37 protein-coding genes are annotated in these 26435 nt (G+C 67.0%); 1 reads left to right on the top strand and 36 read right to left on the bottom strand.

What is annotated here, in order from left to right:
• Positions 1-52: 52 nt before the first annotated feature.
• From truA to rpsL, 36 genes are all read right to left on the bottom strand, one after another.
• Positions 53-904 (bottom strand): tRNA pseudouridine(38-40) synthase TruA, encoded by an 852-nt coding sequence (gene truA, locus AB0D46_RS32120; protein ID WP_362882676.1) that lies wholly within the window; start codon positions 902-904, stop codon positions 53-55.
• Positions 905-1125: 221 nt separating this feature from the next.
• Positions 1126-1590, bottom strand: coding sequence for a 50S ribosomal protein L17 (gene rplQ / locus AB0D46_RS32115; RefSeq protein ID WP_281204238.1), 465 nt, complete (start codon positions 1588-1590; stop codon positions 1126-1128).
• Between the two features lie 97 nt (positions 1591-1687).
• A complete protein-coding gene (locus AB0D46_RS32110) occupies positions 1688-2710 on the bottom strand; it encodes a DNA-directed RNA polymerase subunit alpha (protein ID WP_008739666.1) in 1023 nt (340 codons plus the stop codon).
• 139 nt (positions 2711-2849) lie between these two features.
• Positions 2850-3254 (bottom strand): 30S ribosomal protein S11, encoded by a 405-nt coding sequence (gene rpsK, locus AB0D46_RS32105; protein ID WP_006376016.1) that lies wholly within the window; start codon positions 3252-3254, stop codon positions 2850-2852.
• A 54-nt stretch (positions 3255-3308) separates the two neighbouring features.
• On the bottom strand, positions 3309-3689 hold the full coding sequence (gene rpsM, locus AB0D46_RS32100) for a 30S ribosomal protein S13 (RefSeq protein ID WP_150518306.1): 381 nt from the start codon (positions 3687-3689) through the stop codon (positions 3309-3311).
• Between the two features lie 199 nt (positions 3690-3888).
• Positions 3889-4002 carry a 50S ribosomal protein L36 gene (gene rpmJ, locus AB0D46_RS32095; protein WP_003956441.1) on the bottom strand — a complete coding sequence of 38 codons (114 nt, stop codon included), beginning with the start codon at positions 4000-4002 and terminating at the stop codon, positions 3889-3891.
• Between the two features lie 71 nt (positions 4003-4073).
• Positions 4074-4295: a translation initiation factor IF-1 gene (gene infA / locus AB0D46_RS32090; protein ID WP_014047798.1), complete on the bottom strand. Its 222-nt coding sequence runs from the start codon at positions 4293-4295 to the stop codon at positions 4074-4076.
• A gap of 138 nt (positions 4296-4433) precedes the next feature.
• Positions 4434-5285 carry a type I methionyl aminopeptidase gene (map, locus tag AB0D46_RS32085; RefSeq protein ID WP_362882674.1) on the bottom strand — a complete coding sequence of 284 codons (852 nt, stop codon included), beginning with the start codon at positions 5283-5285 and terminating at the stop codon, positions 4434-4436.
• Between the two features lie 98 nt (positions 5286-5383).
• On the bottom strand, positions 5384-6031 hold the full coding sequence (locus tag AB0D46_RS32080) for an adenylate kinase (protein WP_362882673.1): 648 nt from the start codon (positions 6029-6031) through the stop codon (positions 5384-5386).
• Positions 6031-7347: a preprotein translocase subunit SecY gene (gene secY / locus AB0D46_RS32075; protein ID WP_362882671.1), complete on the bottom strand. Its 1317-nt coding sequence runs from the start codon at positions 7345-7347 to the stop codon at positions 6031-6033. Before secY ends, AB0D46_RS32080 begins: the two co-directional genes overlap by 1 nt.
• Before the next feature lie 187 nt (positions 7348-7534).
• On the bottom strand, positions 7535-7990 hold the full coding sequence (gene rplO / locus AB0D46_RS32070) for a 50S ribosomal protein L15 (protein ID WP_008739693.1): 456 nt from the start codon (positions 7988-7990) through the stop codon (positions 7535-7537).
• Between the two features lies 1 nt (position 7991).
• Complete coding sequence (gene rpmD / locus AB0D46_RS32065; protein WP_053682614.1) at positions 7992-8174, bottom strand: 50S ribosomal protein L30; 183 nt, start codon at positions 8172-8174, stop codon at positions 7992-7994.
• Entirely contained in the window at positions 8174-8776 is a 603-nt protein-coding gene (gene rpsE, locus AB0D46_RS32060) for a 30S ribosomal protein S5 (protein WP_073912880.1), read from the bottom strand. The genes rpmD and rpsE overlap by 1 nt, the downstream gene beginning before the upstream one ends.
• A gap of 45 nt (positions 8777-8821) precedes the next feature.
• Positions 8822-9205 (bottom strand): 50S ribosomal protein L18, encoded by a 384-nt coding sequence (gene rplR / locus AB0D46_RS32055; RefSeq protein WP_008739696.1) that lies wholly within the window; start codon positions 9203-9205, stop codon positions 8822-8824.
• 2 nt (positions 9206-9207) lie between these two features.
• A complete protein-coding gene (gene rplF, locus AB0D46_RS32050; protein ID WP_362882669.1) occupies positions 9208-9747 on the bottom strand; it encodes a 50S ribosomal protein L6 in 540 nt (179 codons plus the stop codon).
• A 20-nt stretch (positions 9748-9767) separates the two neighbouring features.
• Positions 9768-10166: a 30S ribosomal protein S8 gene (rpsH, locus tag AB0D46_RS32045; RefSeq protein WP_007265911.1), complete on the bottom strand. Its 399-nt coding sequence runs from the start codon at positions 10164-10166 to the stop codon at positions 9768-9770.
• Positions 10167-10389: 223 nt separating this feature from the next.
• Complete coding sequence (locus AB0D46_RS32040; RefSeq protein ID WP_003956452.1) at positions 10390-10575, bottom strand: type Z 30S ribosomal protein S14; 186 nt, start codon at positions 10573-10575, stop codon at positions 10390-10392.
• A 5-nt stretch (positions 10576-10580) separates the two neighbouring features.
• The gene (rplE, locus tag AB0D46_RS32035) at positions 10581-11132 is read right to left on the bottom strand and encodes a 50S ribosomal protein L5 (protein ID WP_030008469.1); all 552 of its coding nucleotides are present in this window, start codon (positions 11130-11132) and stop codon (positions 10581-10583) included.
• Positions 11132-11443, bottom strand: coding sequence for a 50S ribosomal protein L24 (gene rplX / locus AB0D46_RS32030; RefSeq protein WP_030008468.1), 312 nt, complete (start codon positions 11441-11443; stop codon positions 11132-11134). The genes rplE and rplX overlap by 1 nt, the downstream gene beginning before the upstream one ends.
• 2 nt (positions 11444-11445) lie before the next feature.
• On the bottom strand, positions 11446-11814 hold the full coding sequence (rplN, locus tag AB0D46_RS32025) for a 50S ribosomal protein L14 (protein ID WP_053682618.1): 369 nt from the start codon (positions 11812-11814) through the stop codon (positions 11446-11448).
• A gap of 109 nt (positions 11815-11923) precedes the next feature.
• On the bottom strand, positions 11924-12208 hold the full coding sequence (gene rpsQ / locus AB0D46_RS32020; protein WP_362882666.1) for a 30S ribosomal protein S17: 285 nt from the start codon (positions 12206-12208) through the stop codon (positions 11924-11926).
• Entirely contained in the window at positions 12208-12432 is a 225-nt protein-coding gene (rpmC, locus tag AB0D46_RS32015) for a 50S ribosomal protein L29 (RefSeq protein WP_008739703.1), read from the bottom strand. The genes rpsQ and rpmC overlap by 1 nt, the downstream gene beginning before the upstream one ends.
• On the bottom strand, positions 12432-12851 hold the full coding sequence (rplP, locus tag AB0D46_RS32010; RefSeq protein WP_030026326.1) for a 50S ribosomal protein L16: 420 nt from the start codon (positions 12849-12851) through the stop codon (positions 12432-12434). Before rplP ends, rpmC begins: the two co-directional genes overlap by 1 nt.
• Positions 12852-12856: 5 nt before the next feature.
• Positions 12857-13699, bottom strand: coding sequence for a 30S ribosomal protein S3 (gene rpsC / locus AB0D46_RS32005; protein WP_008739710.1), 843 nt, complete (start codon positions 13697-13699; stop codon positions 12857-12859).
• Entirely contained in the window at positions 13699-14046 is a 348-nt protein-coding gene (rplV, locus tag AB0D46_RS32000) for a 50S ribosomal protein L22 (RefSeq protein ID WP_362882716.1), read from the bottom strand. Before rplV ends, rpsC begins: the two co-directional genes overlap by 1 nt.
• 43 nt (positions 14047-14089) lie before the next feature.
• Positions 14090-14371, bottom strand: a complete 282-nt coding sequence (rpsS, locus tag AB0D46_RS31995; protein WP_008739713.1) for a 30S ribosomal protein S19 — start codon at positions 14369-14371, stop codon at positions 14090-14092.
• 12 nt (positions 14372-14383) lie between these two features.
• On the bottom strand, positions 14384-15220 hold the full coding sequence (gene rplB, locus AB0D46_RS31990) for a 50S ribosomal protein L2 (protein ID WP_031146577.1): 837 nt from the start codon (positions 15218-15220) through the stop codon (positions 14384-14386).
• A 39-nt stretch (positions 15221-15259) separates the two neighbouring features.
• Positions 15260-15583, bottom strand: coding sequence for a 50S ribosomal protein L23 (rplW, locus tag AB0D46_RS31985; RefSeq protein WP_037792012.1), 324 nt, complete (start codon positions 15581-15583; stop codon positions 15260-15262).
• Positions 15583-16233, bottom strand: coding sequence for a 50S ribosomal protein L4 (rplD, locus tag AB0D46_RS31980; RefSeq protein ID WP_362882664.1), 651 nt, complete (start codon positions 16231-16233; stop codon positions 15583-15585). The genes rplW and rplD overlap by 1 nt, the downstream gene beginning before the upstream one ends.
• Positions 16234-16237: 4 nt before the next feature.
• Entirely contained in the window at positions 16238-16882 is a 645-nt protein-coding gene (rplC, locus tag AB0D46_RS31975; RefSeq protein ID WP_281204232.1) for a 50S ribosomal protein L3, read from the bottom strand.
• A 14-nt stretch (positions 16883-16896) separates the two neighbouring features.
• Positions 16897-17205 carry a 30S ribosomal protein S10 gene (gene rpsJ, locus AB0D46_RS31970; RefSeq protein ID WP_003948644.1) on the bottom strand — a complete coding sequence of 103 codons (309 nt, stop codon included), beginning with the start codon at positions 17203-17205 and terminating at the stop codon, positions 16897-16899.
• 465 nt (positions 17206-17670) lie between these two features.
• Positions 17671-18855: a hypothetical protein gene (locus AB0D46_RS31965; protein WP_362882662.1), complete on the bottom strand. Its 1185-nt coding sequence runs from the start codon at positions 18853-18855 to the stop codon at positions 17671-17673.
• A gap of 223 nt (positions 18856-19078) precedes the next feature.
• On the bottom strand, positions 19079-20272 hold the full coding sequence (tuf, locus tag AB0D46_RS31960; protein WP_281204230.1) for an elongation factor Tu: 1194 nt from the start codon (positions 20270-20272) through the stop codon (positions 19079-19081).
• Positions 20273-20422: 150 nt separating this feature from the next.
• A complete protein-coding gene (gene fusA, locus AB0D46_RS31955; RefSeq protein WP_362882660.1) occupies positions 20423-22555 on the bottom strand; it encodes an elongation factor G in 2133 nt (710 codons plus the stop codon).
• Between the two features lie 39 nt (positions 22556-22594).
• Positions 22595-23065: a 30S ribosomal protein S7 gene (gene rpsG / locus AB0D46_RS31950; RefSeq protein ID WP_330298073.1), complete on the bottom strand. Its 471-nt coding sequence runs from the start codon at positions 23063-23065 to the stop codon at positions 22595-22597.
• Between the two features lie 2 nt (positions 23066-23067).
• The gene (gene rpsL, locus AB0D46_RS31945) at positions 23068-23439 is read right to left on the bottom strand and encodes a 30S ribosomal protein S12 (protein WP_007265893.1); all 372 of its coding nucleotides are present in this window, start codon (positions 23437-23439) and stop codon (positions 23068-23070) included.
• 401 nt (positions 23440-23840) lie between these two features.
• On the opposite strand from rpsL, the gene AB0D46_RS31940 reads away from it, so the two are divergent.
• Positions 23841-26393 carry a YfhO family protein gene (locus AB0D46_RS31940; RefSeq protein ID WP_362882657.1) on the top strand — a complete coding sequence of 851 codons (2553 nt, stop codon included), beginning with the start codon at positions 23841-23843 and terminating at the stop codon, positions 26391-26393.
• Positions 26394-26435 lie beyond the last annotated feature (42 nt).

Genomic DNA, 26435 nt, shown 5'->3' with positions numbered 1-26435 from the left:
CGGTCCCCCCGCGATCCGCCCAAACGCACATGCGGATCGGCGGACCGGTGGATCAGCAGCAGCCGGCTCCCGGCAGGGTCCGCAGGTTGCGCGCTTCCTTGCTGCGGGCGGCCAGCAGTTCGTCGGCGGGGTAGCCGACCTCCTCCAGGGTGAGCCCGTGCGGCTTCACCACGTGGACCGAGGAGTCCCGCACGCCGGCGGCCAGCACCTCGCCGGGCCAGGTCACCGGCCGGTGCCCGTCGCCGACGTGCAGCAGCGCGCCCACCAGCGAGCGGACCATGTTGTGGCAGAAGGCGTCGGCGCGGACGGTCGCGGTGATGATCCCGTCGTCGGCCCGCTCCCAGCGGAGCTGCTGGAGCGTACGGATCGTCGTGGCGCCCTCGCGCTTCTTGCAGTACGCGGCGAAGTCGTGCTCCCCGAGCAGCGCGGCGGCGGCCTCGTTCATGGCGTCGACATCCAGCGGCCACTGGTGCCACAGCACGTGTCCGCGGCGCAGCGGGTCCACCCCGGCCCGGTGGTCGCCGACGCGGTAGGCGTAGCGGCGCCAGATGGCCGAGAACCGGGCGTTGAAGCCCTCGGGGGCCTCGGCGGCCCGCCAGACCCGTACGTCCTGCGGGAGCCGTCCGGCGAGCCGGCGCAGCAGCTTGTCCCGGTGCTCGGCCCACACCTCCTCGGCCAGGTCGAACTGGGCGACCTGCCCGCGGGCGTGCACACCCGCGTCCGTACGACCGGCGACGGTCAGCTCGACGGGGTCCGCGAGCCGCATCACGGTCCGCAGCGCCGACTCCAGCTCGCCCTGCACGGTCCGCAGCACGCGCTGCTTCGCCCAGCCGGAGAAGTCCTTGCCGTCATACGACAGGTCCAGCCGCACCCGGACATGCCCGGGCTCCACCTCGTCACTCACGTGACCGATCCTCTCAGGGGTGTTCCAGGGCCGTGTTCCAGGGCCGTGTTCCCCGGCTGTGTTCCCGGGCCGTGTTCCCGGGCCGTGTTCCAGGGTTGTGTTCCCGGGCCGTGTTCCAGGGTCGTGTTCCCGGGCCGTGTACCCGGGAGAACGCGGGAACGGGCCCGCCCCGGGAAGGGGCGGGCCCGTTCAGAGCCGTTCGGCGTGATCCCGGAAGGGGATCAGGCCTCCTTGGTCTCCTCGGCGGCGGGAGCCTCGGTGGCCTCCGCCTCCTTCACGGCGCGCTTGGTGGCGGCCTCGGCCTCACCAGTGGCCTGCTGGGCGACCGTCAGGGCCTCGACCAGCTCGATGACCGCCATCGGGGCGTTGTCGCCACGACGGTTGCCGATCTTGGTGATGCGCGTGTAACCACCGGGGCGGTTCTCGTAGCGCGGGGCGATCTCGGTGAAGAGCGTGTGCACGATGCTCTTGTCCGTGATCGTCTGCAGCACCAGGCGACGGTTGTGGATGTCGCCCTTCTTGGCCTTGGTGACCAGACGCTCGGCGTAGGGACGCAGGCGACGGGCCTTGGCCTCGGTGGTGGTGATGCGGCCGTGCTCGAAGAGCGACTTCGCGAGGTTCGCGAGGAGGTGCTTCTCGTGCGCGGCGCTGCCGCCGAGACGGGCACCCTTTGCGGGACGCGGCATGGTGTTACTCCTTCATATCTGCACCGGCCGTGTCAGGTACCGGTGTCAGTTCCCCCGAGGCGGACGCCGCGGGAAAGTCTGTGCTGCGAGCCGAAGCTCAGTACTGCTCGGTCTCGACGAAACCGGCGTCCGCGTCGTCGTCGGCGCCGAAGGCGTCGGCGGCGGCGGTCGGGTCGAATCCGGGCGGGCTGTCCTTGAGGGCCAGACCCATGCCGGCGAGCTTCGCCTTGACCTCGTCGATCGACTTCGCACCGAAGTTGCGGATGTCGAGCAGGTCGGCCTCGGAACGCGCCACGAGCTCACCCACGGAGTGGATGCCCTCGCGCTTGAGGCAGTTGTACGAGCGGACCGTGAGCTCGAGCTCCTCGATCGGCAGCGCCAGATCGGCGGCCAAGGCCGCGTCCGTCGGCGAGGGGCCCATGTCAATGCCCTCGGCGTCGATGTTGAGCTCGCGCGCCAGACCGAACAGCTCGACCAGGGTCTTACCGGCGGACGCCATGGCGTCGCGCGGGCGCATGGCCTGCTTGGTCTCGACGTCGACGATCAGCTTGTCGAAGTCGGTGCGCTGCTCGACTCGGGTCGCCTCGACCTTGTAGGTGACCTTGAGGACCGGGCTGTAGATGGAGTCGATCGGGATGCGACCGATCTCCTGGCCCAGCTGCTTGTTCTGGACGGCGGAGACGTAGCCGCGACCGCGCTCGACGGTCAGCTCCATCTCCAGCTTGCCCTTGCCGTTGAGCGTGGCGAGGACCAGGTCCGGGTTGTGCACCTCGACACCGGCCGGGGGCGCGATGTCGGCGGCGGTGACCAGGCCGGGACCCTGCTTGCGCAGGTACATCACGACCGGCTCGTCGTGCTCCGAGGAGACGACCAGCTGCTTGATGTTGAGGATGATGTCGGTGACGTCTTCCTTGACACCCGGCACGGTGGTGAACTCGTGCAGCACGCCGTCCACGCGGATGCTCGTGACGGCGGCACCCGGGATCGAGGAGAGCAGGGTGCGGCGCAGGGAGTTACCGAGGGTGTAGCCGAAGCCCGGCTCCAGCGGCTCGATCACGAACCGCGAGCGGTACTCGTCGACGACCTCTTCGGTCAGCGAGGGACGCTGAGCGATCAGCATGTCTGTGTTCCTTCATTCGTGGACGCCCACTATTTGACGTCCGACGGGCACTACGTACCGCAAGGGTACGGGCGGCACGTCCCCCCGAAGGGGTTCGTACCGCCCGAACACTCAAAGACGCACAGGTGCGTCCGTCGCGTCAGACGCGGCGGCGCTTCGGCGGACGGCAGCCGTTGTGCGGGGTGGGGGTGACGTCCTGGATCGAGCCGACCTCGAGGCCGGTGGCCTGGAGGGAGCGGATCGCGGTCTCACGGCCGGAGCCGGGACCCTTGACGAAGACGTCGACCTTGCGCATGCCGTGCTCCTGCGCGCGGCGGGCGGCCGACTCGGCGGCCATCTGCGCGGCGAAGGGGGTGGACTTGCGCGAGCCCTTGAAGCCGACGTGGCCGGCGGAGGCCCAGGAGATCACGTTGCCCGCGGGGTCCGTGATCGAGACGATCGTGTTGTTGAACGTGCTCTTGATGTGGGCGTGCCCATGAGCGACGTTCTTCTTTTCCTTGCGGCGCACCTTCTTGGCAGCGCCCTGACGACCCTTGGGGGGCATCTAAATCTCCTACGGGAGGTGGTCGGTCCTACAGCGCAAGACCGCTGAACAGGACTACTTCTTGCCCGGCTTCTTCTTACCGGCGATCGCGCGACGCGGACCCTTGCGGGTACGGGCGTTCGTGCTGGTGCGCTGACCGTGCACCGGGAGGCCACGACGGTGGCGAATACCCTGGTAGCACTGGATCTCGACCTTGCGGCGGATGTCGGCCTGGATCTCGCGGCGGAGGTCACCCTCGGTGCGGAGGTTGGCGTCCACGTACTCGCGGATCTTGACCAGGTCTTCTTCGGCCAGGTCACGAACGCGGGTGTTCGGGTTCACACCGGTGGCCGCAAGGATTTCCTTGGACCGGGTGCGACCGACACCGAAGACGTAGGTGAGTGCGATCTCCACGCGCTTTTCGCGCGGGATGTCAACACCGGAAACGCGTGCCATTCAATGGCTCCTGTGTGTTCGGGGGTCTTCAGCAGAATCGACCCCGACCGCCGACCACACCTGATGGGTGGTGGTACGTCCGGGTCCCCGGCCCCCGCCGGAGGTGCCGCCGGCTCCTGTCGGAGCTGGGCGGATTCTGCGTATGTACGTTTTCTTACGTCGCGCGAAGAACTGCGGAAGGCAGGTCGGTCGGCGTGCGTCAGCCCTGGCGCTGCTTGTGGCGCAGGTTGTCGCAGATGACCATGACCCGACCGTGACGGCGGATCACCTTGCACTTGTCGCAGATCTTCTTGACGCTCGGCTTGACCTTCATTGGGTGAGGTTCTCCGGGTCAGTGCCACCACCCGCGCCGGACGAATGCCCGGTCGGGAGTGAAGACAAGATCTACTTGTATCGGTAGACGATCCGGCCACGCGTCAGGTCGTACGGGGAGAGCTCCACGACGACCCGGTCATCAGGGAGGATGCGGATGTAGTGCATGCGCATCTTGCCGCTGATGTGCGCGAGGACCTTGTGACCGTTCTGGAGTTCCACCCGGAACATCGCGTTCGGGAGGGACTCGATCACGGTGCCCTCGATTTCGATGGCACCTTGCTTCTTGGCCACGCTTCGCCTTTCGAATCGGCTACCTTGATCGACCTCATGCGCCATGCAGACATGGAAGTGCACGAGAGCCGACGAGTCAGTCTACGTCAGGGCACCGAGAAAGACGAATCCGGAAAGTGTGCCCCAGAGTCTAGATCATTAACCGAGCGGGTCCGGCGCCGTCGTGACGCCGTACTCCGCCAACTTCGCCTTCCCGCAGTCCGGGCTGGTCAGGACGATGGGCCCGGCCTCGGTCAGCGCGATGGAGTGCTCCCAGTGCGAGGACCAGGTCCCGTCCGTCGTGATGACCGTCCAGTCGTCCGCCAGTACCTCCGTCTGGGCGGTGCCCAGCGAGACCATCGGCTCGATCGCCAGGCACAGGCCGGGGACGAGCTTGATGCCCTTGCCCCGCTTGCGCGAGACGTAGTTCAGCAGGTGCGGGTCCATGTGCATCTCGGACCCGATGCCGTGGCCGCCGTAGTCCTCGATGATCCCGAACTTGCCGAGGCTGTGCTCACCCGTCGTGGGACGCGGCTGGCGCTTGATGTACGTCTCGATCGCCTTCGAGATGTCGACCAGGCGGTTGCCGAGCTTCATCGCCGCGATGCCCGCCCACATCGACTCCTCGGTGACCCGGGACAGCTCGACCAGCTCCGGGGCGTGACCGTCGCCCACGAAGGCCGTGTACGCCGCGTCGCCGTGCCAACCGTCGATGATGGCGCCGGCGTCGATGGAGATGATGTCGCCGTCCTTGAGGACCGTCTTGTCGTCCGGAATGCCGTGGACGACGACCTCGTTCACCGACGTGCAGATCGTCGCGGGGAAACCGCCGTAGCCGAGGAAGTTCGACTTGGCGCCGGCGTCCGCGATGACCTTGCGCGCCACCATGTCCAGATCCCGGGTCGTGGAGCCGGGCACCGCGGCCTCACGGGTCGCCGCGTGGATCGCGGCGACGACCAACCCTGCCTCGCGCATCTTCGCGATCTGCTCGGGGGTCTTGATCTGAACCATGAAACGGGCCTTCCACCTTCGAAACCGGGTCTTCTCAACAGTACGGCCGCGATGCCCCAAGGACACCGCGGCCGTACGCGCACGCATTTACAGCGGGACTACTTCTGCAGGGCATCCATCGCGCGCTTGGTGACGTCCGCGACCTCACCGAGGGCCGGGATGGTCACCAGCAGGCCCTGGGCCTTGTAGTAGTCGATGATCGGCTCGGTCTGCGTGTGGTAGACCTCCAGCCGGTTGCGGACCGTGGCCTCGGAGTCGTCGTCGCGCTGGTACAGCTCGCCACCGCAGGTGTCGCAGACACCCTCGGTCTTCGGCGCGGCGTACGTGACGTGGAAGACGTGCGCGGAGTCCTTGCGGCACACGCGACGGCCGGCGATGCGCTTGACGACCTCGTCCTCCTCGACCTCCAGGTCGAGGACGGCGTCCAGCTCCATGCTTCCGGACACGAGCATCGCGTCGAGGGCCTCGGCCTGCGAGACGTTGCGCGGGAACCCGTCGAGCAGGAAACCGTTCACGGCGTCCGGCTGCTCCATGCGGTCCTTGGCCATGCCGATGGTGATCTCGTCGGGGACGAGGTCGCCGGCGTCCATGAACGCCTTCGCGCGCAGGCCCAGGTCCGTGCCCTGGCTGATGTTGGCCCGGAACAGGTCGCCCGTGGAGATGTGCGGGATGTTCAGGTTCTTGGCGAGGTACGCAGCCTGCGTTCCCTTGCCCGCACCGGGCGGTCCGACGAGGACGATTCGCATCAGCGGAGGAACCCTTCGTAATTGCGCTGCTGGAGCTGGCTCTCGATCTGCTTCACGGTTTCCAGACCCACACCCACGATGATCAGGATGCTCGTCCCGCCGAACGGGAAGTTCTGGTTCGCCCCGAAGCCCGCCAACGCCATTGTCGGCACAAGAGCGATGAGACCCAGGTACAGCGAGCCGGGCCAGGTGATCCGGTTGAGTACGTAGCTCAGGTACTCGGCGGTCGGCCGGCCGGCGCGGATGCCCGGGATGAAGCCACCATACTTCTTCATGTTGTCGGCAACTTCCTCGGGGTTGAACGAGATCGCCACGTAGAAGAACGCGAAGAAGACGATCAGGAGGAAGTAGACGGCGATGTAGTACGGGTGGTCGCCCTTGACGAAGTGCTTCTGGATCCAGTTGGCCCAGCCGGCGGTCGAGCCGCTGAACTGCACCACCAGGGCCGGGATGTACAGCAGCGACGAGGCGAAGATGACGGGGATGATGCCCGCCTGGTTCACCTTGAGCGGGATGTAGGTCGAGGTACCGCCGTAGGCACGGCGGCCGATCATGCGCTTCGCGTACTGGACCGGAATCCGGCGCTGTGCCTGTTCCACGAAGACGACGAGGCCGACCATCGCGAGACCGACGAGCATGACCACGCCGAACTCGACCCAGCCTCCGGCGATCTTGCCCTGGAGCTTGATCGTCCAGAGGGAGCCGACGAAGCCGGCGGCGATCGAGATGAACATCAGGATCGACATTCCGTTGCCGATGCCGCGGTCGGTGATGAGCTCACCGAGCCACATGACGACACAGGTACCGGCGGTCATGGTGATCACCATGACGACGGTGGTGAAGATCGACCGGTCGGGGACGATCTGCGAGGCGACCGAGCAGTTCCCGAACAGCGCTCCGGTCCGCGCGGTGGCGACGAGACCGGTGCCCTGCAGGATCGCGAGCGCGACCGTCAAATAGCGCGTGTACTGAGTGATCTTCGCCGTGCCGGACTGGCCCTCTTTCTTGAGGGTCTCCAGCTTCGGGATGACCACGGTCAGCAGCTGCAGGATGATGCTCGCCGTGATGTAGGGCATGATGCCGAGCGCGAAGATCGTGATCTGCAGCAGCGCACCGCCGCTGAACATGTTGACCAGACCGAAGAGGCTGTTGCTGCCATTCCCCATCTGGTCCAGACAGATCTGAACGTTCTTGTAGCTCACGCCGGGTACCGGGATGTGGGACCCGAGCCGATACAGCACGATGATGCCGAGCGTGAAGAGCAGCTTCTTGCGCAGGTCGGGCGTCTTGAACGCCCGGGCGAACGCGGTGAGCACGGTGCCTCCTGCGACCCCCGCGCTACTGCGTCAGAGGTGACGGTCTGAGGGATCGACGAATACGTACAAGCAAAGGTGCAGGCCACCTTACCGGCGACTACACCCCCCGTGGAACGACCAACCGGGGATGCCCCATATGTGAGGCATCCCCGGTCGGGTTTCTAGCTATTTGTCACTGAGTTTTGTCTTAGACGAGCTCGGTGACGGTGCCGCCGGCAGCGGCGATCTTCTCCTTGGCGGAGGCGGAGACGGCGTCAACCGAAACCTGCAGCGCCACGGAGAGCTCGCCCTGGCCCAGGACCTTGACGAGGCTGTTCTTGCGAACCGCGCCCTTGGCGACCAGGTCGGCCACCGTGACTTCTCCACCCTCGGGGTAGAGAGCGCCGAGCTTGTCCAGGTTCACGACCTGGAACTCGGTGCGGAACGGGTTCTTGAAGCCCTTGAGCTTCGGCAGACGCATGTGGAGGGGCATCTGCCCACCCTCGAAGCGCTGCGGGATCTGGTAACGGGCCTTCTGGCCCTTCGTACCACGACCGGCCGTCTTACCCTTCGACGCCTCACCACGACCGACACGGGTCTTCGCGGTCTTGGCGCCGGGGGCGGGACGGAGGTTGTGGGCCTTCAGCGGGCTGTTCTCAGCCATGTTAGTCAACCTCCTCAACCGTCACGAGGTGGCGGACGGTCTGCACCATTCCGCGGAACTCGGGGCGGTCCTCCTTGACGACCACGTCGTTCAGGCGCTTGAGCCCGAGCGAACGCAGAGTGTCGCGGTGGTTCTGCTTGCTGCCGATGTACGACTTCGTCTGCGTGATCTTGAGGCGAGCCATTACGCACCCGCCCCGGCACGTGCACGAAGCAGAGCCGCGGGGGCGACGTCCTCGAGGGGCAGACCACGGCGAGCCGCGATCTCCTCGGGACGCTGCAGGCCCTTGAGGGCCGCCACGGTCGCGTGCACGATGTTGATCGCGTTCGAAGAGCCGAGCGACTTCGACAGGATGTCGTGAACGCCGGCGCACTCCAGAACGGCGCGCACCGGGCCACCGGCGATAACACCGGTACCGGGGGAAGCCGGCTTCAGGAGCACGACGCCCGCGGCACGCTCGCCCGTGATCGGGTGAGGAATGGTGCCCTGGATGCGCGGAACCTTGAAGAAGGACTTCTTGGCTTCCTCGACACCCTTGGCGATGGCCGCGGGAACTTCCTTGGCCTTGCCGTAACCGACACCTACAGTGCCGTCACCGTCGCCCACCACGACCAGCGCGGTGAAGCTGAAGCGGCGACCACCCTTGACAACCTTGGCGACGCGGTTGATCGCGACAACGCGCTCAACGTAAGCGGTCTTCTCGGCGGCAGGGCCACCGTCGCGACCCTTCCGGTCCCGCCGCTCGCCGCCACCGGCACCGCTTCCGCGGCGCTGGGGTCCAGCCATTGGATTACCTCTCTCTGTTACGTCCGTGAGTCCCGGAACCGGGGCTTAGAACTTCAGCCCGGCTTCGCGGGCGGCGTCAGCCAGAGCGGCAATGCGCCCGGCGTATCGGTTGCCACCGCGGTCGAAGACAACGGTCTCCACGCCGGCAGCCTTCGCACGCTCGGCCACGAGCGCGCCGACGGCCTGGGCCTGGGCGCTCTTGTCGCCTTCGCCACCGCGGATCGAGGTGTCCAGGGTCGACGCGGACGCCAGGGTGTGACCCTGGAGGTCGTCGATGACCTGAGCAACGATGTTGCGGTTGGAACGCGTCACGACGAGGCGCGGACGCTCCGCCGTACCCGACACGTTCTTGCGAATGCGGATGTGGCGGCGAGCCTTGGCAGCGCGCTTGTACGCGTCGCCCTTGGCGATCTTCACACCGTATGCCATGGCTACTTACCAGCCTTTCCGACCTTGCGGCGGATGACTTCGCCGGCGTACTTGACACCCTTGGCCTTGTACGGGTCGGGCTTCCGCAGCTTGCGGATGTTGGCGGCGACCTCGCCGACCTTCTGCTTGTCGATGCCCTCGACCGAGAACTTGGTGGGCGACTCGACCTTGAAGGAGATGCCCTCGGGCGCCTCGATCAGGATCGGGTGGCTGTACCCAAGCTGGAACTCCAGGTTGGAGCCCTTCGCGGCGACGCGGTAACCGACACCGCTGATCTCGAGAGCCTTGACGTATCCCGTGGTCACACCGGTGATCATGTTCGCCACCAGCGTGCGGGACAGGCCGTGCAGGGCCTTGTTCTGACGCTCGTCGTTGGGGCGGGTGACGTTCAGGACGCCGTCCTCACCCTTGACGATCTCGATCGGCGCCTTGACGGTGTGCGTGAGGGTGCCCTTGGGGCCCTTCACGCCGACCGTCTGGCCGTCGATGGTGACGTCCACACCGGCGGGAACCTGGATGGGGAGCTTGCCGATTCGCGACATTGCTTTTCCTCCGTTCCCGACTACCAGACGTAGGCGAGGACTTCCCCACCTACGCCCTTCTTGCCTGCCTGCTGGCCGGTGAGGAGACCGTGGGACGTGGAGATGATCGCCACGCCCAGGCCGCCGAGCACCTTCGGCAGGTTGGTGGACTTCGCGTACACGCGCAGACCGGGCTTCGAGATCCGCTTGATGCCCGCAATGGAGCGCTCGCGGTTCGGCCCGAACTTCAGCTCGAGGACGAGGTTCTTGCCGACCTCGGCGTCCTCGACCTTCCAGCCGGTGATGAAACCCTCCTGCTTGAGGATCTCTGCGATGTGCGACTTGATCTTGCTGTGCGGCATCACGACGGTGTCGTGGTACGCCGAGTTAGCGTTACGCAGACGAGTGAGCATGTCTGCGATCGGGTCAGTCATGGTCATGAAGTGGCCTTCGGCCTCTCTCGCCGGGGTTTCCTGTATGCGCCATCCCTCTCCCCACTCAGAGGCGGGACGGGTGCGGCGCGGGGACCTACGGCGTAGTAAGTCGTTATGGGCGGCGGACGCCCAACCACACAAGCCTAAGGCATGCGCGGGTGGGCATCCGCCGTCCAGATGCTTACCGAGAGTGCCTGGTACTTCTCAAGTCCTTACGGACGAGAGGGAGTTACCAGGAGCTCTTGGTCACGCCCGGCAGCTCGCCACGGTGAGCCATCTCACGAAGGCACACGCGGCACAGGCCGAACTTGCGGTACACGGAGTGGGGGCGACCGCAGCGCTGGCAGCGGGTGTACGCACGCACACCGAACTTGGGCTTGCGGGCAGCCTTCGCGATGAGAGCCTTCTTCGCCATCTCGCTTACGCCTCCTTGAAGGGGAAGCCGAGGTGACGAAGGAGCGCGCGGCCCTCAGCGTCGTTGGTCGCCGTGGTGACCACGGTGATGTCCATACCCCGGGTACGGTCGATCTTGTCCTGGTCGATCTCGTGGAACATGACCTGCTCCGTGAGACCGAAGGTGTAGTTGCCACGGCCGTCGAACTGCTTCGGCGACAGACCACGGAAGTCACGGATACGCGGCAGCGCGAGCGACAGCGTACGGTCCAGGAACTCCCACATGCGGTCACCACGGAGGGTGACGTGGCAGCCGATCGGCTGACCCTCACGCAGCTTGAACTGCGCGATGGACTTCCGGGCCTTCGTGACGGCCGGCTTCTGACCGGTGATCGTCGTCAGGTCCTTGATGGCGCCGTCGATCAGCTTGGAGTCGCGGGCGGCGTCGCCCACACCCATGTTGACCACGATCTTCACGAGGCCGGGAATCTGCATGACGTTCTCGTAGGAGAACTCCTCACGCAGCTTGCCCGCGATGTCCTCGCGGTACTTCGTCTTGAGACGCGGAGTGGTAGCCATCAGATGTCCTCACCCGTCCGCTTGGCAACGCGGATCTTGTTGCCCTCGTCGTCGAAGCGGTAGCCGACGCGGGTGACGACCTTCTTGCCGTCCTTCTCCACAACCAGCTGAACGTTGCTCACGTGGACCGGGGCCTCGGTGATGACGATGCCGCCGGCCTGGTTCTGCGCGGCCTTGGTGTGCTTCTTGACCCGGTTGACACCCTCGACCAGGACGCGGTTGTCAGCGGGGAAGGCGACGATGACCTTGCCCTGCTTGCCCTTGTCCTTGCCGGTGATGACCTGAACCAGGTCGCCCTTCTTGATCTTCATGCTTACAGCACCTCCGGCGCGAGCGAGATGATCTTCATGAACTTCTTCTCGCGCAGCTCACGGCCCACCGGGCCGAAGATACGGGTGCCGCGAGGGTCGCCGTCGTTCTTCAGAATGACAGCGGCGTTCTCGTCGAAGCGGATGTACGAGCCGTCCTGGCGGCGGCGCTCCTTGACGGTGCGAACGATGACAGCCTTGACGACGTCACCCTTCTTCACGTTGCCGCCGGGGATCGCGTCCTTGACGGTGGCGACGATGACGTCACCGACGCCCGCGTAGCGGCGACCGGAACCACCGAGAACACGGATGCAAAGGATCTCCTTGGCACCAGTGTTGTCGGCGACACGCAGTCGCGACTCCTGCTGGATCACGTGTATCTCCTGTTTGTCTGCCGGTTCCCGGCGGGGGCTTCACGCTCCGAAGAGCGCTCGCCCCCACCGAGCCTGGCGGAACGAATCCGGGGGAAACCCCCCGGACTGATTACTTGGCCTTCTCGAGGATCTCGACGATGCGCCAGCGCTTGCTCGCCGACAGCGGACGCGTCTCCATGATGAGGACGCGGTCGCCGACGCCGGCAGCGTTCTGCTCGTCGTGAGCCTTGAGCTTGTTCGTACGGCGGATGACCTTGCCGTACAGCGCGTGCTTGACGCGGTCCTCGACAGCGACGACGACGGTCTTGTCCATCTTGTCGCTGACGACCAGACCCTCACGGGTCTTGCGGAAACCGCGCTGCTCGGGGGTCTCAGTCACGTTCTTCTCGCTCATCAGGCGCTCTCCACCGTCTCGATACCGAGCTCACGCTCGTGCATCAGGGTGTAGATGCGAGCGATGTCCTTACGGACGGACTTGAGCCGGCCGTTGTTCTCCAGCTGACCCGTGGCCGCCTGGAAGCGGAGCTTGAACAGCTCCTCCTTGGCCTCGCGCAGCTTGCCAACGAGCTCCTCGTTGCCGAGCTCGCGCAGCTCGGACGCCTTGGTTCCCGTCGCCATCACGACTCACCTGCCTCGCGCCGAACAATCCGGCACTTCATCGGAAGCTTGTGAGCAGCGCGGGTGAGCGCCTCACGAGCAATCTTCTCGTTCGGGTAGGACAGCTCGAACATGACCCGGCCCGGGTGCACGTTCGCGATCCACCACTCGGGAGAACCCTTACCGGAACCCATGCGGGTCTCGGCAGGCTTCTTGGTGAGCGGGCGGTCCGGGTAAATGTTGATCCAGACCTTGCCGCCACGCTTGATGTGGCGGGTCATCGCGATACGAGCCGCCTCGATCTGGCGGTTCGTCACGTACGCCGGGGTCAGCGCCTGGATGCCGTACTCGCCGAACGAGACCTCAGTACCGCCCTTGGCCATACCGCGGCGCTTCGGGTGGTGCTGCTTGCGGTGCTTGACCCTACGAGGGATCAGCATGTCGGTCAGGCCTCCGTTCCGGTGCTCTCGGCCGGAGCGGCGGCGGGAGCGTCGGCCTTGGGGGCCTCGGCACCAGCAGCCTGCTGCGGCTTGCGGCCACCACGGCCGCCGCGCTCGCCACCACGGCCACCACGGCCGGCGGGACGGTCGCCAGCGCCCTGAGCACCACGGGCCGGGCGGTTACCCGCACGGGCCGCAGCGTTCTCGGCGCGAACCTCGGCGATGTTCTTGACGTCGCCCTTGTAGATCCAGACCTTCACACCGATACGGCCGAAGGTGGTCTTGGCCTCGAAGAAGCCGTAGTCCACGTTGGCGCGCAGCGTGTGCAGCGGCACACGACCCTCGCGGTAGAACTCGGAGCGGGACATCTCGGCGCCGCCGAGGCGACCGCCACACTGGATCTTGATGCCCTTGGCGCCGGCCTTCATCGTGCCCTGCATGCTCTTACGCATGGCGCGACGGAAGGAGACGCGGGAGGAGAGCTGCTCGGCAACGGCCTGGGCGACCAGCTGGGCATCGAGCTCGGGGTTCTTGACCTCGAGGATGTTCAGCTGGACCTGCTTGCCCGTGAGCTTCTCGAGGTCACCGCGGATGCGGTCGGCCTCGGCGCCACGGCGACCGATGACGATGCCCGGACGAGCGGTGTGGATGTCCACACGCACGCGGTCACGGGTGCGCTCGATCTCAACCTTCGAGATGCCGGCGCGCTCCATGCCGGACGTCATCATCCTGCGGATGGCGACGTCTTCCTTGACGTAGTCCTTGTACAGCTTGTCGGCGTACCAACGCGACTTGAAGTCGGTGGTGATGCCGAGCCGGAACCCGTGCGGGTTTACCTTCTGGCCCATTACCGGGAACCTTCCTTGCTGCTGACGACCACGGTGATGTGGCTGGTCCGCTTGCGGATCCGGTAGGCACGGCCCTGGGCACGCGGACGGAACCGCTTCAGGGTCGGGCCCTCGTCCACGTACGCCTCGCTGATGACCAGCGAAGAGGCGTCCGGGTGGTTGTAGTTGTGTGCGGCGTTGGCAATGGCGCTGTCCAGCACCTTGCCAACCGGCACGCTCGCGGCCTGCGGGGCGAAACGCAGGACCGCCTGAGCCTCCGTGGCATCCATGCCACGGATAAGGTCCACCACTCGGCGGGCCTTCATGGGCGTGACGCGGATGTACCGCGCCTGGGCCCTGGCTTCCATGGTTGTCCCTTCGGTGTAAGTCATAGTCGTAACCACCCCGCCTTTAGCGGCGCTTCGACTTCCGGTCGTCCTTGACGTGGCCGCGGAAGGTGCGAGTCGGCGAGAACTCGCCGAGCTTGTGGCCGACCATCGACTCGGTGACGAACACCGGGACGTGGGTCTTGCCGTTGTGCACCGCGATGGTGTGACCCAGCATGCTGGGGATGATCATCGAGCGACGGGACCAGGTCTTGATGACGTTCTTGGTGCCGGCTTCGTTCTGGACGTCCACCTTCTTTACGAGGTGGTCGTCGACGAAGGGCCCCTTCTTGAGACTGCGCGGCATCTAAACCCGCTCCTAGCGCTTCTTGTTCGTCTTGCGGCGGCGGACGATGTACTTGCTCGAAGCCTTCTTCGGCGAGCGAGTACGACCCTCCTTCTGACCCCACGGGGAGACCGGGTGGCGACCACCGCTGGTCTTACCCTCACCACCACCGTGCGGGTGGTCGACCGGGTTCATCGCGACACCGCGGACGGAGGGGCGAACGCCCTTCCAGCGCATGCGGCCGGCCTTGCCCCAGTTGATGTTCGACTGCTCGGCGTTGCCGACCTCGCCGACCGTGGCGCGGCAGCGCGCGTCGACGAGACGGATCTCGCCGGACGGCATGCGGAGGTGGGCCATGACGCCCTCCTTCGCCAGCAGCTGCACCGAGGCACCGGCGGAGCGGGCGAACTTGGCGCCGCCACCGGGACGGAGCTCGATCGCGTGGATCGTGGTACCGACCGGGATGTTGCGGAGTGCCAGGTTGTTGCCGGGCTTGATGTCGGCCGTGGGGCCGTTCTCAATCCGGTCGCCCTGCTTCAGGCTCTTCGGCGCGATGATGTAGCGCTTCTCGCCGTCGGCGTAGTGCAGCAGCGCGATGCGCGCCGTGCGGTTGGGGTCGTACTCGATGTGCGCGACCTTCGCCGGCACGCCGTCCTTGTCGTGACGACGGAAGTCGATCACGCGGTAGGCGCGCTTGTGACCGCCACCCTGGTGGCGAACAGTGATCCGACCGGTGTTGTTACGGCCGCCCTTGCTGTGCAGAGGGCGAACCAGCGACTTCTCCGGCGTGGACCGCGTGATCTCGACAAAGTCGGCGACGCTGGAGCCACGACGGCCCGGGGTCGTCGGCTTGTACTTGCGGATACCCATTTCTCAGTCCTCGTCCGATTCCGGACGACTAGACCTCCGTTAGGAGGCCTGGCCGCCGAAGATGTCGATTCGGTCGCCCTCAGCGAGGGTCACGATGGCGCGCTTGGTGTTCGCACGCTTGCCGAAACCGGTCTTGGTGCGCTTGCGCTTACCCTGACGGTTGATCGTGTTGACCCCGGTGACCTTGACCGAGAAGACCGCCTCGACGGCCTGCTTGATCTGGGTCTTGTTGGCGCCGGGCGCGACGATGAACGTGTACTTGTTCTCGTCCAGCAGCGCGTAGCTCTTCTCCGAGACAACCGGCTTGATCAGCAGGTCGCGCGGGTCAGTGAAGGTCTTGCTGGTAACGGTCGCCTCAGACATCAGGCGTCGCTCCCTTCGGTCTCGTCGGCCTTGGGGCCAGACACGAAGGACTCGAAAGCGGCCTTGGTGAAGACCACGTCGTCAGAGACGATCACGTCGTACGTGTTCAGCTGGCCCGGCTCCAGGATGTGAACCTGGGGCAGGTTGCGGGCGGACAGCCACGCGGCCTCGTCGGCGCGGTCGACGACCAGGAGCAGGTTCTTGCGCTCCGAGATCTTGCCGAACAGCGTCTTGGCGGCCTTCGTGGAGGCGGCACCCTCGACCACGCCGGTGATGACGTGGATGCGGGAGTGACGCGCACGGTCCGAGAGGGCACCGCGGAGAGCGGCGGCCTTCATCTTCTTCGGGGTCCGCTGGGAGTAGTCACGCGGCTGCGGGCCGTGGACGACGCCACCGCCGACGAACTGCGGAGCGCGGGTGGAACCCTGGCGAGCGCGGCCGGTGCCCTTCTGGCGGTACGGCTTGCGGCCACCACCACGGACTTCGCCACGACGCTTGGTCTTGTGCGTGCCCTGACGGGCAGCAGCCAGCTGAGCGACAACGACCTGGTGGATCAGCGGAACGCTGGTCTTGGCGTCGAAGATCTCCGCGGGGAGCTCGACGGTACCGGCCTTGTCGCCTGCCGGCGAAAGGATGTCAATGGTGCTCATTACCTCAAGCCCCCTTGGCCGCGGTACGGACCAGGACGAGGCCGCCGTTCGGACCGGGGACCGCACCCTTGATGAGGAGCAGACCCTTCTCCGCGTCAACCGCGTGGATGGTCAGGTTCTGGGTGGTGACGCGCTCGTTACCCATACGACCGGCCATGCGCATGCCCTTGAAGACACGCCCAGGGGTGGCGCAGCCACCGATCGAACCGGGGGAGCGGTGCTTGCGCTGGACGCCGTGACCGGCACCGAGGCCCTTGAAGTTGTGACGCTTCATGACACCGGCGAAGCCCTTGCCCTTGCTGTTGCCCGTGACGTCAACCTTGACGCCGGACTCGAACACCTCAGCAGTGATCTCCTGGCCGAGCGTGTACTCGCTGGCGTCGGAGGTGCGGAGCTCCACCAGGTGGCGGCGGGGGGTGACGTCGGCCTTGGCGAAGTGGCCCTTGAGGGGCTTGTTCACCTTGCGCGGGTCGATCTCGCCGAAGGCGATCTGGACCGACTCGTAGCCGTCGATGTCGTTCGTACGGACCTGGGTAACGACGCAGGGTCCGGCCTTGACCACGGTGACCGGGACGACACGGTTGTTCTCGTCCCAGACCTGGGTCATGCCGAGCTTCTCGCCCAGGACGCCCTTGATCTGCTTTGCCATCTTCTCGACGCCTCTCAGAGCTTGATCTCGATGTCAACGCCGGCCGGAAGGTCCAGGCGCATCAGCGAGTCAACGGTCTTGGGAGTCGGGTCGAGGATGTCGATCAGGCGCTTGTGCGTGCGCATCTCGAAATGCTCGCGCGAGTCCTTGTACTTGTGCGGCGACTTGATGACGCAGTACACGTTCTTCTCAGTGGGCAGCGGCACCGGGCCTGCGACCGACGCACCAGTGCGGGTCACCGTCTCGACGATCTTCTTCGCCGAGGAGTCGATGACCTCGTGGTCGTAGGCCTTGAGCCGGATGCGGATCTTCTGTCCCGCCATGGCTACTCCGTAGTCCTGTCTGTATGTGGAACGCTCTGGCTCCCGGTTGGCCGCGGGATGACTCCCGCAGTCTTTCCTCCGACCCACGCGGTCGGGCGTGTCGCACACCCTCTACAGAAAATTCCCATACGGAAATTCCCTCGTCCAAGGGGATGCGGTCCCTGACCGCGCATCGGGGGAGAGACACCCACCGAGTGCCTGGTAAGCACCTTGCTGACACTTCCCAGAAGATTCCCGTACGTCCGTCCCCATTGCTGCCCCGAAAGGCAGATTAAGGACGACGAGTACTGTGGGACTCGCTTCCGGTCCTCCCGGCGGGAGGCGCGCAGCATCGGCACTCAACCGAGCAACTTGAGTAGTCTGCCATACGGGACACGTACCTGGCCAATCGGGCGGAAGAGAATACCCCGCCGCGCGGACACGTCAAACTACGGCGCGCGTTTGCCCGACGGGGTCCCTGCCTGGTCAGGAGCGGGAAAGCGTCCCGCACTCCTCCTGGCGGCCGGTGTCGATGCCGCCGCTGCGGTCGTACGGATCGACCGCCGCGCCGGAGGGTTCCGGTCCGCTTGCCTCGCCGTCCGAGAAGAAGGACGGGTGCAGATAGCCGTCGTACCGGTCACAGGCCGTGTTGGCGACGTCCCGAAGGTTCGTGCGGATCCACAACGTCCCCGGCGTCGACTCCCACGCCTTCGGGTCCACGACCTGGAACGTCATCTCGCGCCGCACGATGGTCCGGGCCACGTCCTCCGGGTTCCCCCGGACCTTCACGAAGGGGTGGACGAAGGAGTAGTCCACCTTGATCTCGGCCTGGCCGGGCTCGGGACCCGCCTCCAGCCACATCCGCCCGCGCACCTTGACCACGTCGCCGACCGGTCGCAGCTCCGCGGGGTCGTACCGGGTGAACAGCTCCAGCGGGTCCGTCTCCTCGGTCGGCCGCTCGTACGCCGTCCGCATCCGCCGGTGCGTGTCGCCGTCCTTCGGATCGAGCAGCGCCAGCGCGGCCGCCGGGCGCTCGCCGCGCAGTACGGCCGGGTCCAGGTTGGCGGCCACCAGGAACTGCTTCGCCTTGGCGAGCCCGTCCGCGATCCGGTCCTGGTCCACGCCGTTGAGGGCCCGGGCCGGCGGCACCTCGATGGCGGCGGCGCCGTCCGCCCACTGGAGGGCCGGCGAGCCGCGGAACGGATCCTTCACGGTCGGCCTGTCGGGGTGCTCGACCTCCGGCGCCCCGGTCGGGCGGCCGGACTCCGCCGCCAACGGGCCGACGCGCTCCGCCTCTTGGCGCGCATCGGCCTTTCCCGTGACCCGGTCGATCAGCAGCTCCGGCCGCAGGGCGATCAGCGCCAGGCCGGCCACGAACAGGATCGCCGCCGCGCCCTTCAGTCGCCGCTTGCCCCTCCCCAGGCGCTCCCGCTCCTGCCAGGTCGGCCCGGTGCGCCAGCCCGGCGGCTCCGTCGCGGTCGCGTTCCGCCCGCGCCCGAAGCGGCCCGCCGCCTTCCGCCGTTCCTCGTCCTCGCGCCGCAGCCGCTCGGTCACCATCCGCGCCCGCGCGGACGGTTCCTTCGGCACGTCCGAACTCCGCTGCCCCGCCTGCTCGCCGAACCGCTGCCACTCCTCGTCGGATATGCGCGGTCCGTCGTCCTGCTGTGCCATCCCTGCCCCACCCCGTGAACCGTTCCACCGCGCCCGAAGGCGCCCCCTGTATCTGCGGTGCGAGCGTCTCATACGCCACCGACAGCCCTTCCGGCGCCCGTCCGCTCCCCCCGGGGCCGCCGGACATGCGGAAGGGCCCCTCCCCGCCGCCGGAGCGGTGGGAAGGGGCCCTTCCGTCATGCATGGTGTCCGCTCGCGCGGACGACCGGGTCAGAGCACGAAATTACTTCGTGATCTTGGTGACCTGGCCGGCGCCCACGGTACGACCACCCTCACGGATGGCGAACTTCAGGCCCTCTTCCATCGCGACGGGCTGGATGAGGTTGACCGTCATGTCGGTGTTGTCACCGGGCATGACCATCTCGGTGCCCTCGGGGAGGGTCACAACGCCCGTCACGTCCGTGGTACGGAAGTAGAACTGCGGGCGGTAGTTGTTGAAGAACGGGGTGTGACGGCCACCCTCGTCCTTCGACAGGATGTACGCGGCGGCCTCGAACTCGGTGTGCGGCGTGACCGAACCGGGCTTGATGATGACCTGGCCGCGCTCGACGTCCTCGCGCTTGATGCCACGGAGGAGCAGACCGACGTTCTCGCCCGCCTGGCCCTCGTCGAGCAGCTTGCGGAACATCTCGATGCCGGTGACCGTGGTGGTGGTCTTCTCCTGCTTGATGCCGATGATGTCAACGGTCTCGTTGACCTTCAGGACACCACGCTCGATACGACCGGTGACGACGGTGCCACGACCGGTGATCGTGAAGACGTCCTCGACGGGCATGAGGAAGGGCTTCTCGGTGTCACGCGGCGGGGTCGGGATCGCCTCGTCGACGGCGTCCATCAGGCCGAGGAGCTTGTCGCCCCACTCCTTGTCGCCCTCGAGCGCCTTCAGCGCGGAGACCTGGACGACCGGAAGGTCGTCGCCCGGGAAGTCGTACTCGGAGAGCAGCTCACGGACCTCGAGCTCGACGAGCTCCAGGATCTCCTCGTCGTCCACCATGTCGGCCTTGTTCAGGGCGACGACGATGTACGGGACGCCGACCTGGCGGGCCAGGAGCACGTGCTCCTTGGTCTGCGGCATCGGGCCGTCGGTGGCGGCGACCACGAGGATGGCACCGTCCATCTGCGCGGCACCGGTGATCATGTTCTTGATGTAGTCCGCGTGACCCGGGCAGTCGACGTGGGCGTAGTGACGCGCCTCGGTCTGGTACTCGACGTGCGCGATCGAGATGGTGATACCGCGCTGACGCTCCTCAGGAGCCTTGTCGATCTGATCGAAGGCCGAAGCCGCGTTCAGGTCCGGGTACTTGTCGTGCAGCACCTTGGTAATGGCGGCCGTGAGGGTCGTCTTACCGTGGTCAATGTGACCGATGGTGCCGATGTTGACGTGCGGCTTAGTCCGCTCGAACTTCGCCTTCGCCACGGGGGTCCTCCTGAGAGTGGTTCTGTACGCCTTGAATGGTCGGCGCCAGGTGATCTTTGCTGGATAGCCGGTTCCCCCGGGGCAGCGGGAGGGTTGCTCCTGTTGCCCCAGAGGCTCCGGTGACAAGCCTAAAGCGTGTACTCGGAAGAGTTACTCGCCCTTGGCCTTCGCGATGATCTCCTCAGCGACGTTCCGGGGAACCTCGGCGTAGGAGTCGAACTGCATCGAGTAGCTGGCGCGACCCGAGGTCTTGCTGCGGAGGTCTCCGACGTAGCCGAACATCTCCGAAAGCGGCACGAGGCCCTTCACGAGACGAGCGCCGTGACGCTCCTCCATGGCCTGGATCTGGCCACGGCGGGAGTTGATGTCACCGATGACGTCGCCCATGGACTCCTCGGGCGTGGTGACCTCAACGGACATCATCGGCTCGAGCAGGACGGGAGACGCCTTGCGAGCGGCTTCCTTGAAGGCCTGCGAACCGGCGATCTTGAAGGCGAGCTCCGAGGAGTCCACCTCGTGGTAGCCACCGTCGAGAAGAATGACGCGAACGCCGGTCATCTCGTAGCCGGCCAGGATGCCGAACTGCATGGCTTCCTGCGCACCGGCGTCGACCGAGGGAATGTACTCCCTCGGGATGCGGCCACCGGTGACCTTGTTGACGAACTCGTACGCCGGACCGTCGGCCTCGAGGATGGGCTCGATCGCGATCTGCACCTTGGCGAACTGACCGGTACCACCGGTCTGCTTCTTGTGGGTGTAGTCGTGACGCTCGACGGTCTTGCGGATCGTCTCGCGGTAGGCCACCTGCGGCTTGCCGACGTTGGCCTCGACCTTGAACTCGCGCTTCATGCGGTCGACCAGCACCTCGAGGTGCAGCTCGCCCATACCGCCGAGGATGGTCTGGCCGGTCTCCTCGTCCGAGTGGACGTGGAAGGAGGGGTCCTCCTCCGCCAGGGACTGGATGGCGACACCCAGCTTCTCCTGGTCGCCCTTGGACTTGGGCTCGATGGCGACCTGGATGACCGGAGCCGGGAAGTCCATGGACTCCAGGATCACGGGCGCCTTGTCGTCACACAGCGTCTCACCGGTGGTGGTCTGCTTCAGGCCCATGACGGCGACGATGTCACCGGCGCCCACCGACGCGATCTCCTCACGCTTGTTCGCGTGCATGCGGTAGATCTTGCCGATGCGCTCCTTCTTGCCCTTGACGGAGTTCAGCACCGCGGTGCCGGCCTCCAGGCGGCCCGAGTAAACCCGGACGAAGGTGAGCTTGCCGAGGTGCGGGTCACGCATGATCTTGAACGCGAGCGCCGCGAGGGGCTCCTCGTCCGAGGGCTTGCGCTTCACGACGACCTCGGCGTCACGGACGTCGTGGCCTTCGATGGCCTCGATGTCCAGCGGCGACGGGAGGTAGCGGACGACGGCGTCGAGCAGGGGCTGAACACCCTTGTTCTTGAACGCCGTACCACAGAACACCGCGGTGATCGTGGGCTCGCCCTTGCCCTTGCCGGAGCCGAGGATGATGCGACGCACGGCGGCGTGCAGCTGCTCGACGGAGGGCTCGTTGCCCTCCAGGAACAGCTCCATGATCTCGTCGTCGTTCTCGGCGACGGTCTCGACCAGCTTGCCGCGCCACTCTTCAGCAGCCTCGGTGTGCGTGGCCGGGATGTCGACGATGTCGTACATCTCGCCCTTGGTCGCCTCGGCGGACCAGACGAACGCCTTCATCGTGACGAGGTCGACGACACCCTGGAAGTCGGCCTCGGCACCGATGGGGAGCTGCATGACGATCGGAACCGCACCGAGGCGGTCCTTGATCATGTCGACGCAGCGGTGGAACTCGGCGCCGGTGCGGTCCAGCTTGTTGACGAAGCAGATGCGCGGGACGCCGTAGCGGTCCGCCTGACGCCAAACGGTCTCGGACTGCGGCTCAACACCGGCGACACCGTCGAACACGGTGACGGCGCCGTCGAGGACGCGGAGCGAACGCTCCACCTCGACGGTGAAGTCCACGTGACCCGGGGTGTCGATGATGTTGATGGTGTGGTCGACGTCTTCGAGCGGCCAGTGACAGGTGGTGGCGGCAGACGTGATGGTGATACCACGCTCCTGCTCCTGCTCCATCCAGTCCATCGTGGCGGCGCCGTCGTGGACCTCACCGATCTTGTAAGACACACCGGTGTAGAACAGGATGCGCTCGGTGGTGGTCGTCTTGCCCGCGTCGATGTGGGCCATGATCCCGATGTTGCGGACCTTGGCCAGGTCAAGCGAAGTGGTAGCCATAAGGCTTCGGTCTTCTCTCGGTCTCGATGTGGGGTGGGACTACCAGCGGTAGTGCGCGAAGGCCTTGTTGGACTCGGCCATCTTGTGCGTGTCCTCACGCTTCTTGACGGCCGCACCGAGGCCGTTCGAGGCGTCGAGGAGCTCGTTCATGAGGCGCTCGGTCATGGTCTTCTCACGACGGGCGCGGGAGTAACCCACGATCCAGCGCAGCGAGAGGGTGGCCGCGCGACCGGGCTTGACCTCGATCGGAACCTGGTAGGTCGCGCCACCGACACGGCGGGACTTGACCTCGAGCGACGGCTTGACGTTCTCCAGCGCGCGCTTCAGCGTGATGACCGGGTCAGCGCCGGTCTTCTCGCGGAGGCCTTCCATGGCGCCGTAAACGATGCGCTCGGCGGTGGAGCGCTTGCCGTTCAGGAGGATCTTGTTGATGAGCGACGTCACCAGAGGAGATGCGTAGACCGGGTCGATGATGACCGGGCGCTTCGGGGCGGGGCCCTTACGAGGCATTCTTACTTCTCCTTCTTGGCGCCGTAGCGGCTGCGGGCCTGCTTGCGGTTCTTGACAGCCTGGGTGTCAAGCGCACCGCGGATGATCTTGTAACGAACACCCGGCAGGTCCTTCACACGGCCACCACGCACGAGCACGATCGAGTGCTCCTGCAGGTTGTGTCCCTCACCCGGAATGTAAGCGGTGACCTCGATGCCGGAGGTCAGACGCACGCGCGCGACCTTACGGAGCGCCGAGTTCGGCTTCTTCGGGGTGGTCGTGAACACACGCGTGCAGACGCCGCGACGCTGGGGCGAAGCCTCAAGCGCGGGGGTCTTTGTCTTCTCGACCTTGTCCTGCCGGCCCTTACGGACCAGCTGCTGGATCGTAGGCACTACTTCTCCGGTTTCTGTGTGCCGTGTAGTGAAACTAACCTGGAACATCTCCGACCCACGCGGTCGGGTGTGTCGGATCCGGCGGACCTCCGCGCAAGCACGGAAACGCATGGATCGCGGTGGCCGATGCGGGCTCACATGCGGTTGGTGGACACGCACAGGAGCCCAGGCACACCCCAGGCACAAGGTCTGAGCGTACCCACCGCATCCACTCCGGTCAAAACATGAGCCCAGCCGCCCCGACCTCCGCACCTCCACAGGTCAGGTGCCGCACGGGCGTACGCCCTCCGAGGCGGCCCGGCCGCGCGGAGTTCGAGCCGACGTGGTAGGGCGGGCCAACTACACTTCCAGCGAATCCCAGCAGGTCAGTCCAAAAACGTACGAGCGCCAGGAGCAGGACATTGGGGACGGTCACCTCGGAGCCGAAGACGGCCGGCAGCCCGCCCCCCGACGACGGCCGGGGCCCCGCCACGCGCCGACGCACCCGCCCGACCGGCCTGTACGGTCCGCTCCTCGCGTTCCTGGTCACCGCGGGCGCCTTCTGCGCGGCCTGGGTGGCCCGCGGCACCTTCCCCTTCGGCAACACCGGCCGGGCCCTCAACGACCAGGCCAACCAGTACGTCCCGTTCCACCGCGCGCTATGGGACCTGGTCCACGGCCAGGCCGCCGGGGACGTGCTGTTCACCTGGCGCGGGGGCTTCGGTCAACAGTTCCTGTCCGACTACTACACCTACCTCGGCAACCCGTTCTCCTGGCCGGCCGTGCTCGTCCCGCGCGAGCACGTGGACCTGGCCGTCTTCGCGATCACCCCGATCACCATGGGCACCGCCGCCGCCCTGATGACGGTGTACCTCGGCAAGCTCCAGAGCGGCCCGTGGTGGCAGCGGGGCGTGCTCGGGGCGACGTACGGGCTGTGCGGCTGGGCGCTGAGCGACGCCTCGTACATCCCGATGTGGCTGTGGGGCCTGGTGGCCCTGCCGCTGCTCGGGATCGCCGTCGAGTGGTGCCTGGAGGGGCGCCGGTGGCCGGGGGTGGCGCTGCTGGTCTCGCTCGCCTGGTTCGGCAACTTCTACACCGCGATGATGGCGACGATGGCCGCCTGCGTGCTGCTCGCCGTCCGCCTGATCACCCTCGACCTGACGGGCGCCCAGCGGTTGCGGGCCCTGGCCCGGGCCGCCACGGCGACGGTGACGGGCATCCTGCTGACGCTGCCCCTGCTGCTGCCGTCGTTCCTTTCCAGCGGGGCGGCGCAGCCCACGAAGGCGGCCGCCTTCGACCCGGTGCGGATCGAGATCTTCCTGGCGGGGATGCTGCCGGCGACGCACCTGTGGGGCGGCCGGCCCCGGCTCTACGTCGCCTCGCTCGGCCTGATCCTGGCCGGCGCCTTCCTCTTCAACACCGCCATCGCGAAGCGGACCCGGCTGGTGTGGGCGGCCGCGACCCTGCTCGTCGTCGTCTCCTTCCAGTTCCCGCCGACGCAGTACGTCTGGCACGGGCTGGCCGTGCCCAACGGCAACCCGTACCGCGAGGCGTTCGTCTTCAGCGGCATGGTCGTGGTGCTGGCCTGGCTGTCGTTGGCCAACCGGCCCCGCCCGCTGCACCTGGCGCTCGCCGCCGCGCTGCTGGTCGTGGCCGCCTTCGTGCTCCGGCGCACCGACGACTTCGGCGGCTGGACGTGGCCCGCGGTCCTCGGCGGCGGCTCTCTCTCGCTGCTGGCCCTGGTCCTGCTGGGGCTCGGGCAGGGACACGGACAGGGGCCTGGGCCGGGACACGGGCACGGGCTCGGGTCCAGGCTCGGGCTCGGCGAGAAGCGCCGGTTCCTGGTCCCGGTGGCCGCCGCCCTGATGGTCGCCGTCGTCTTCGCCGAGTCCACGGCCGCCGCGGCCAACGCGGACGCCCGGCGCGCCCGCGAACGCTGGGCGAAACCGGCCGCGACCTCCAGCCAGTCCATCGCGAACCACTTCGAGGCCGTCCGAGGCGTGGACGGATGGCCCGCCCACCGGACGGATTCGGGCGCGCCGCAGACCTCGTACAACGACGCGCTCGCCCTTCGGGCGGAGGGGCCGCAGTACTACAGCAGCTACCTCCCGGCGGCCACGTACCAGGCCCTGGAACCGCTGGGCTACGGCTGGAAGAACGACGGCCGGACCTTCTTCGGCGCCGACAACCCGGTGCTCGACGCGATCTTCTCGATCGGCGCCCGGGTCCGCCCGGGCACCGCCCCCGACTCCTGGACGGCCACCACCTTCGCGGCGCCGCCCCTGGTCACCCTCCGCTCGACCCCGTACGCCTCCCCGAACCCCGCGGACAGCGTCTGGGCCCACCAGGAGAACGTCCTGGGCGCCACGGTGTACCGCGTCCCCGAGGTCCGCCGCGGCGGCACCCCCACCGCGCAGACGTACACCGCGCAGTGCGCTCCCGGCTCCGCGGCCTTCTGGTACTCCCCCGAGCTCTACGGCAGCCTGGCGCACGGTTCCGCCCGCCGCCCCCTGGAGGACCGCATGAGCGGGGTCCTCCCGCTGGGCCCCGTACCCGCCTCGGGCGCCGTCGAGGTCACCGTCGACACCCGGACCGCCGACGCCACGGCCGGCGCGCACCCCATCGGCTGCCTCGACCGGACCGCCCTGGACGCCCGGATCCGCGACCTGACGGCCACCGGCGCCACCTCCGTCGACACGGGCGGCCACACCATCGAGGCGACCCTCCCCCGCGGTGCCTCGGGCACCGCCGTCCTGGCCATGACGAACGTCCCGGGCTGGCAGTGCTCGGCCCCGATCCGCCCCTTCCACGGCCTGGTCGCCCTGGACATCGCCCCCGGCACCTCGAAGGTCTCCTGCACCTTCACCCCGAAGGGCCTCACCCCGGGCCTGGCAGCCGCCGCCCTGGCCCTCCTCACCCTCATCTCGGTCACCACCACCACGTACGTCCGCCGCCGGCGCGAGAAGAACGCGTAGCGCCCCGCCCCACGCGTGAGCCCCCCGGCCTGGCGGCCGGGG

This window comes from Streptomyces sp. NPDC048383 (assembly GCF_040651775.1).
Taxonomy (GTDB): domain Bacteria; phylum Actinomycetota; class Actinomycetes; order Streptomycetales; family Streptomycetaceae; genus Streptomyces.
Note: the sequence above shows the minus strand (reverse complement) of the source record. Positions and strands in the feature narration are given on the sequence as shown.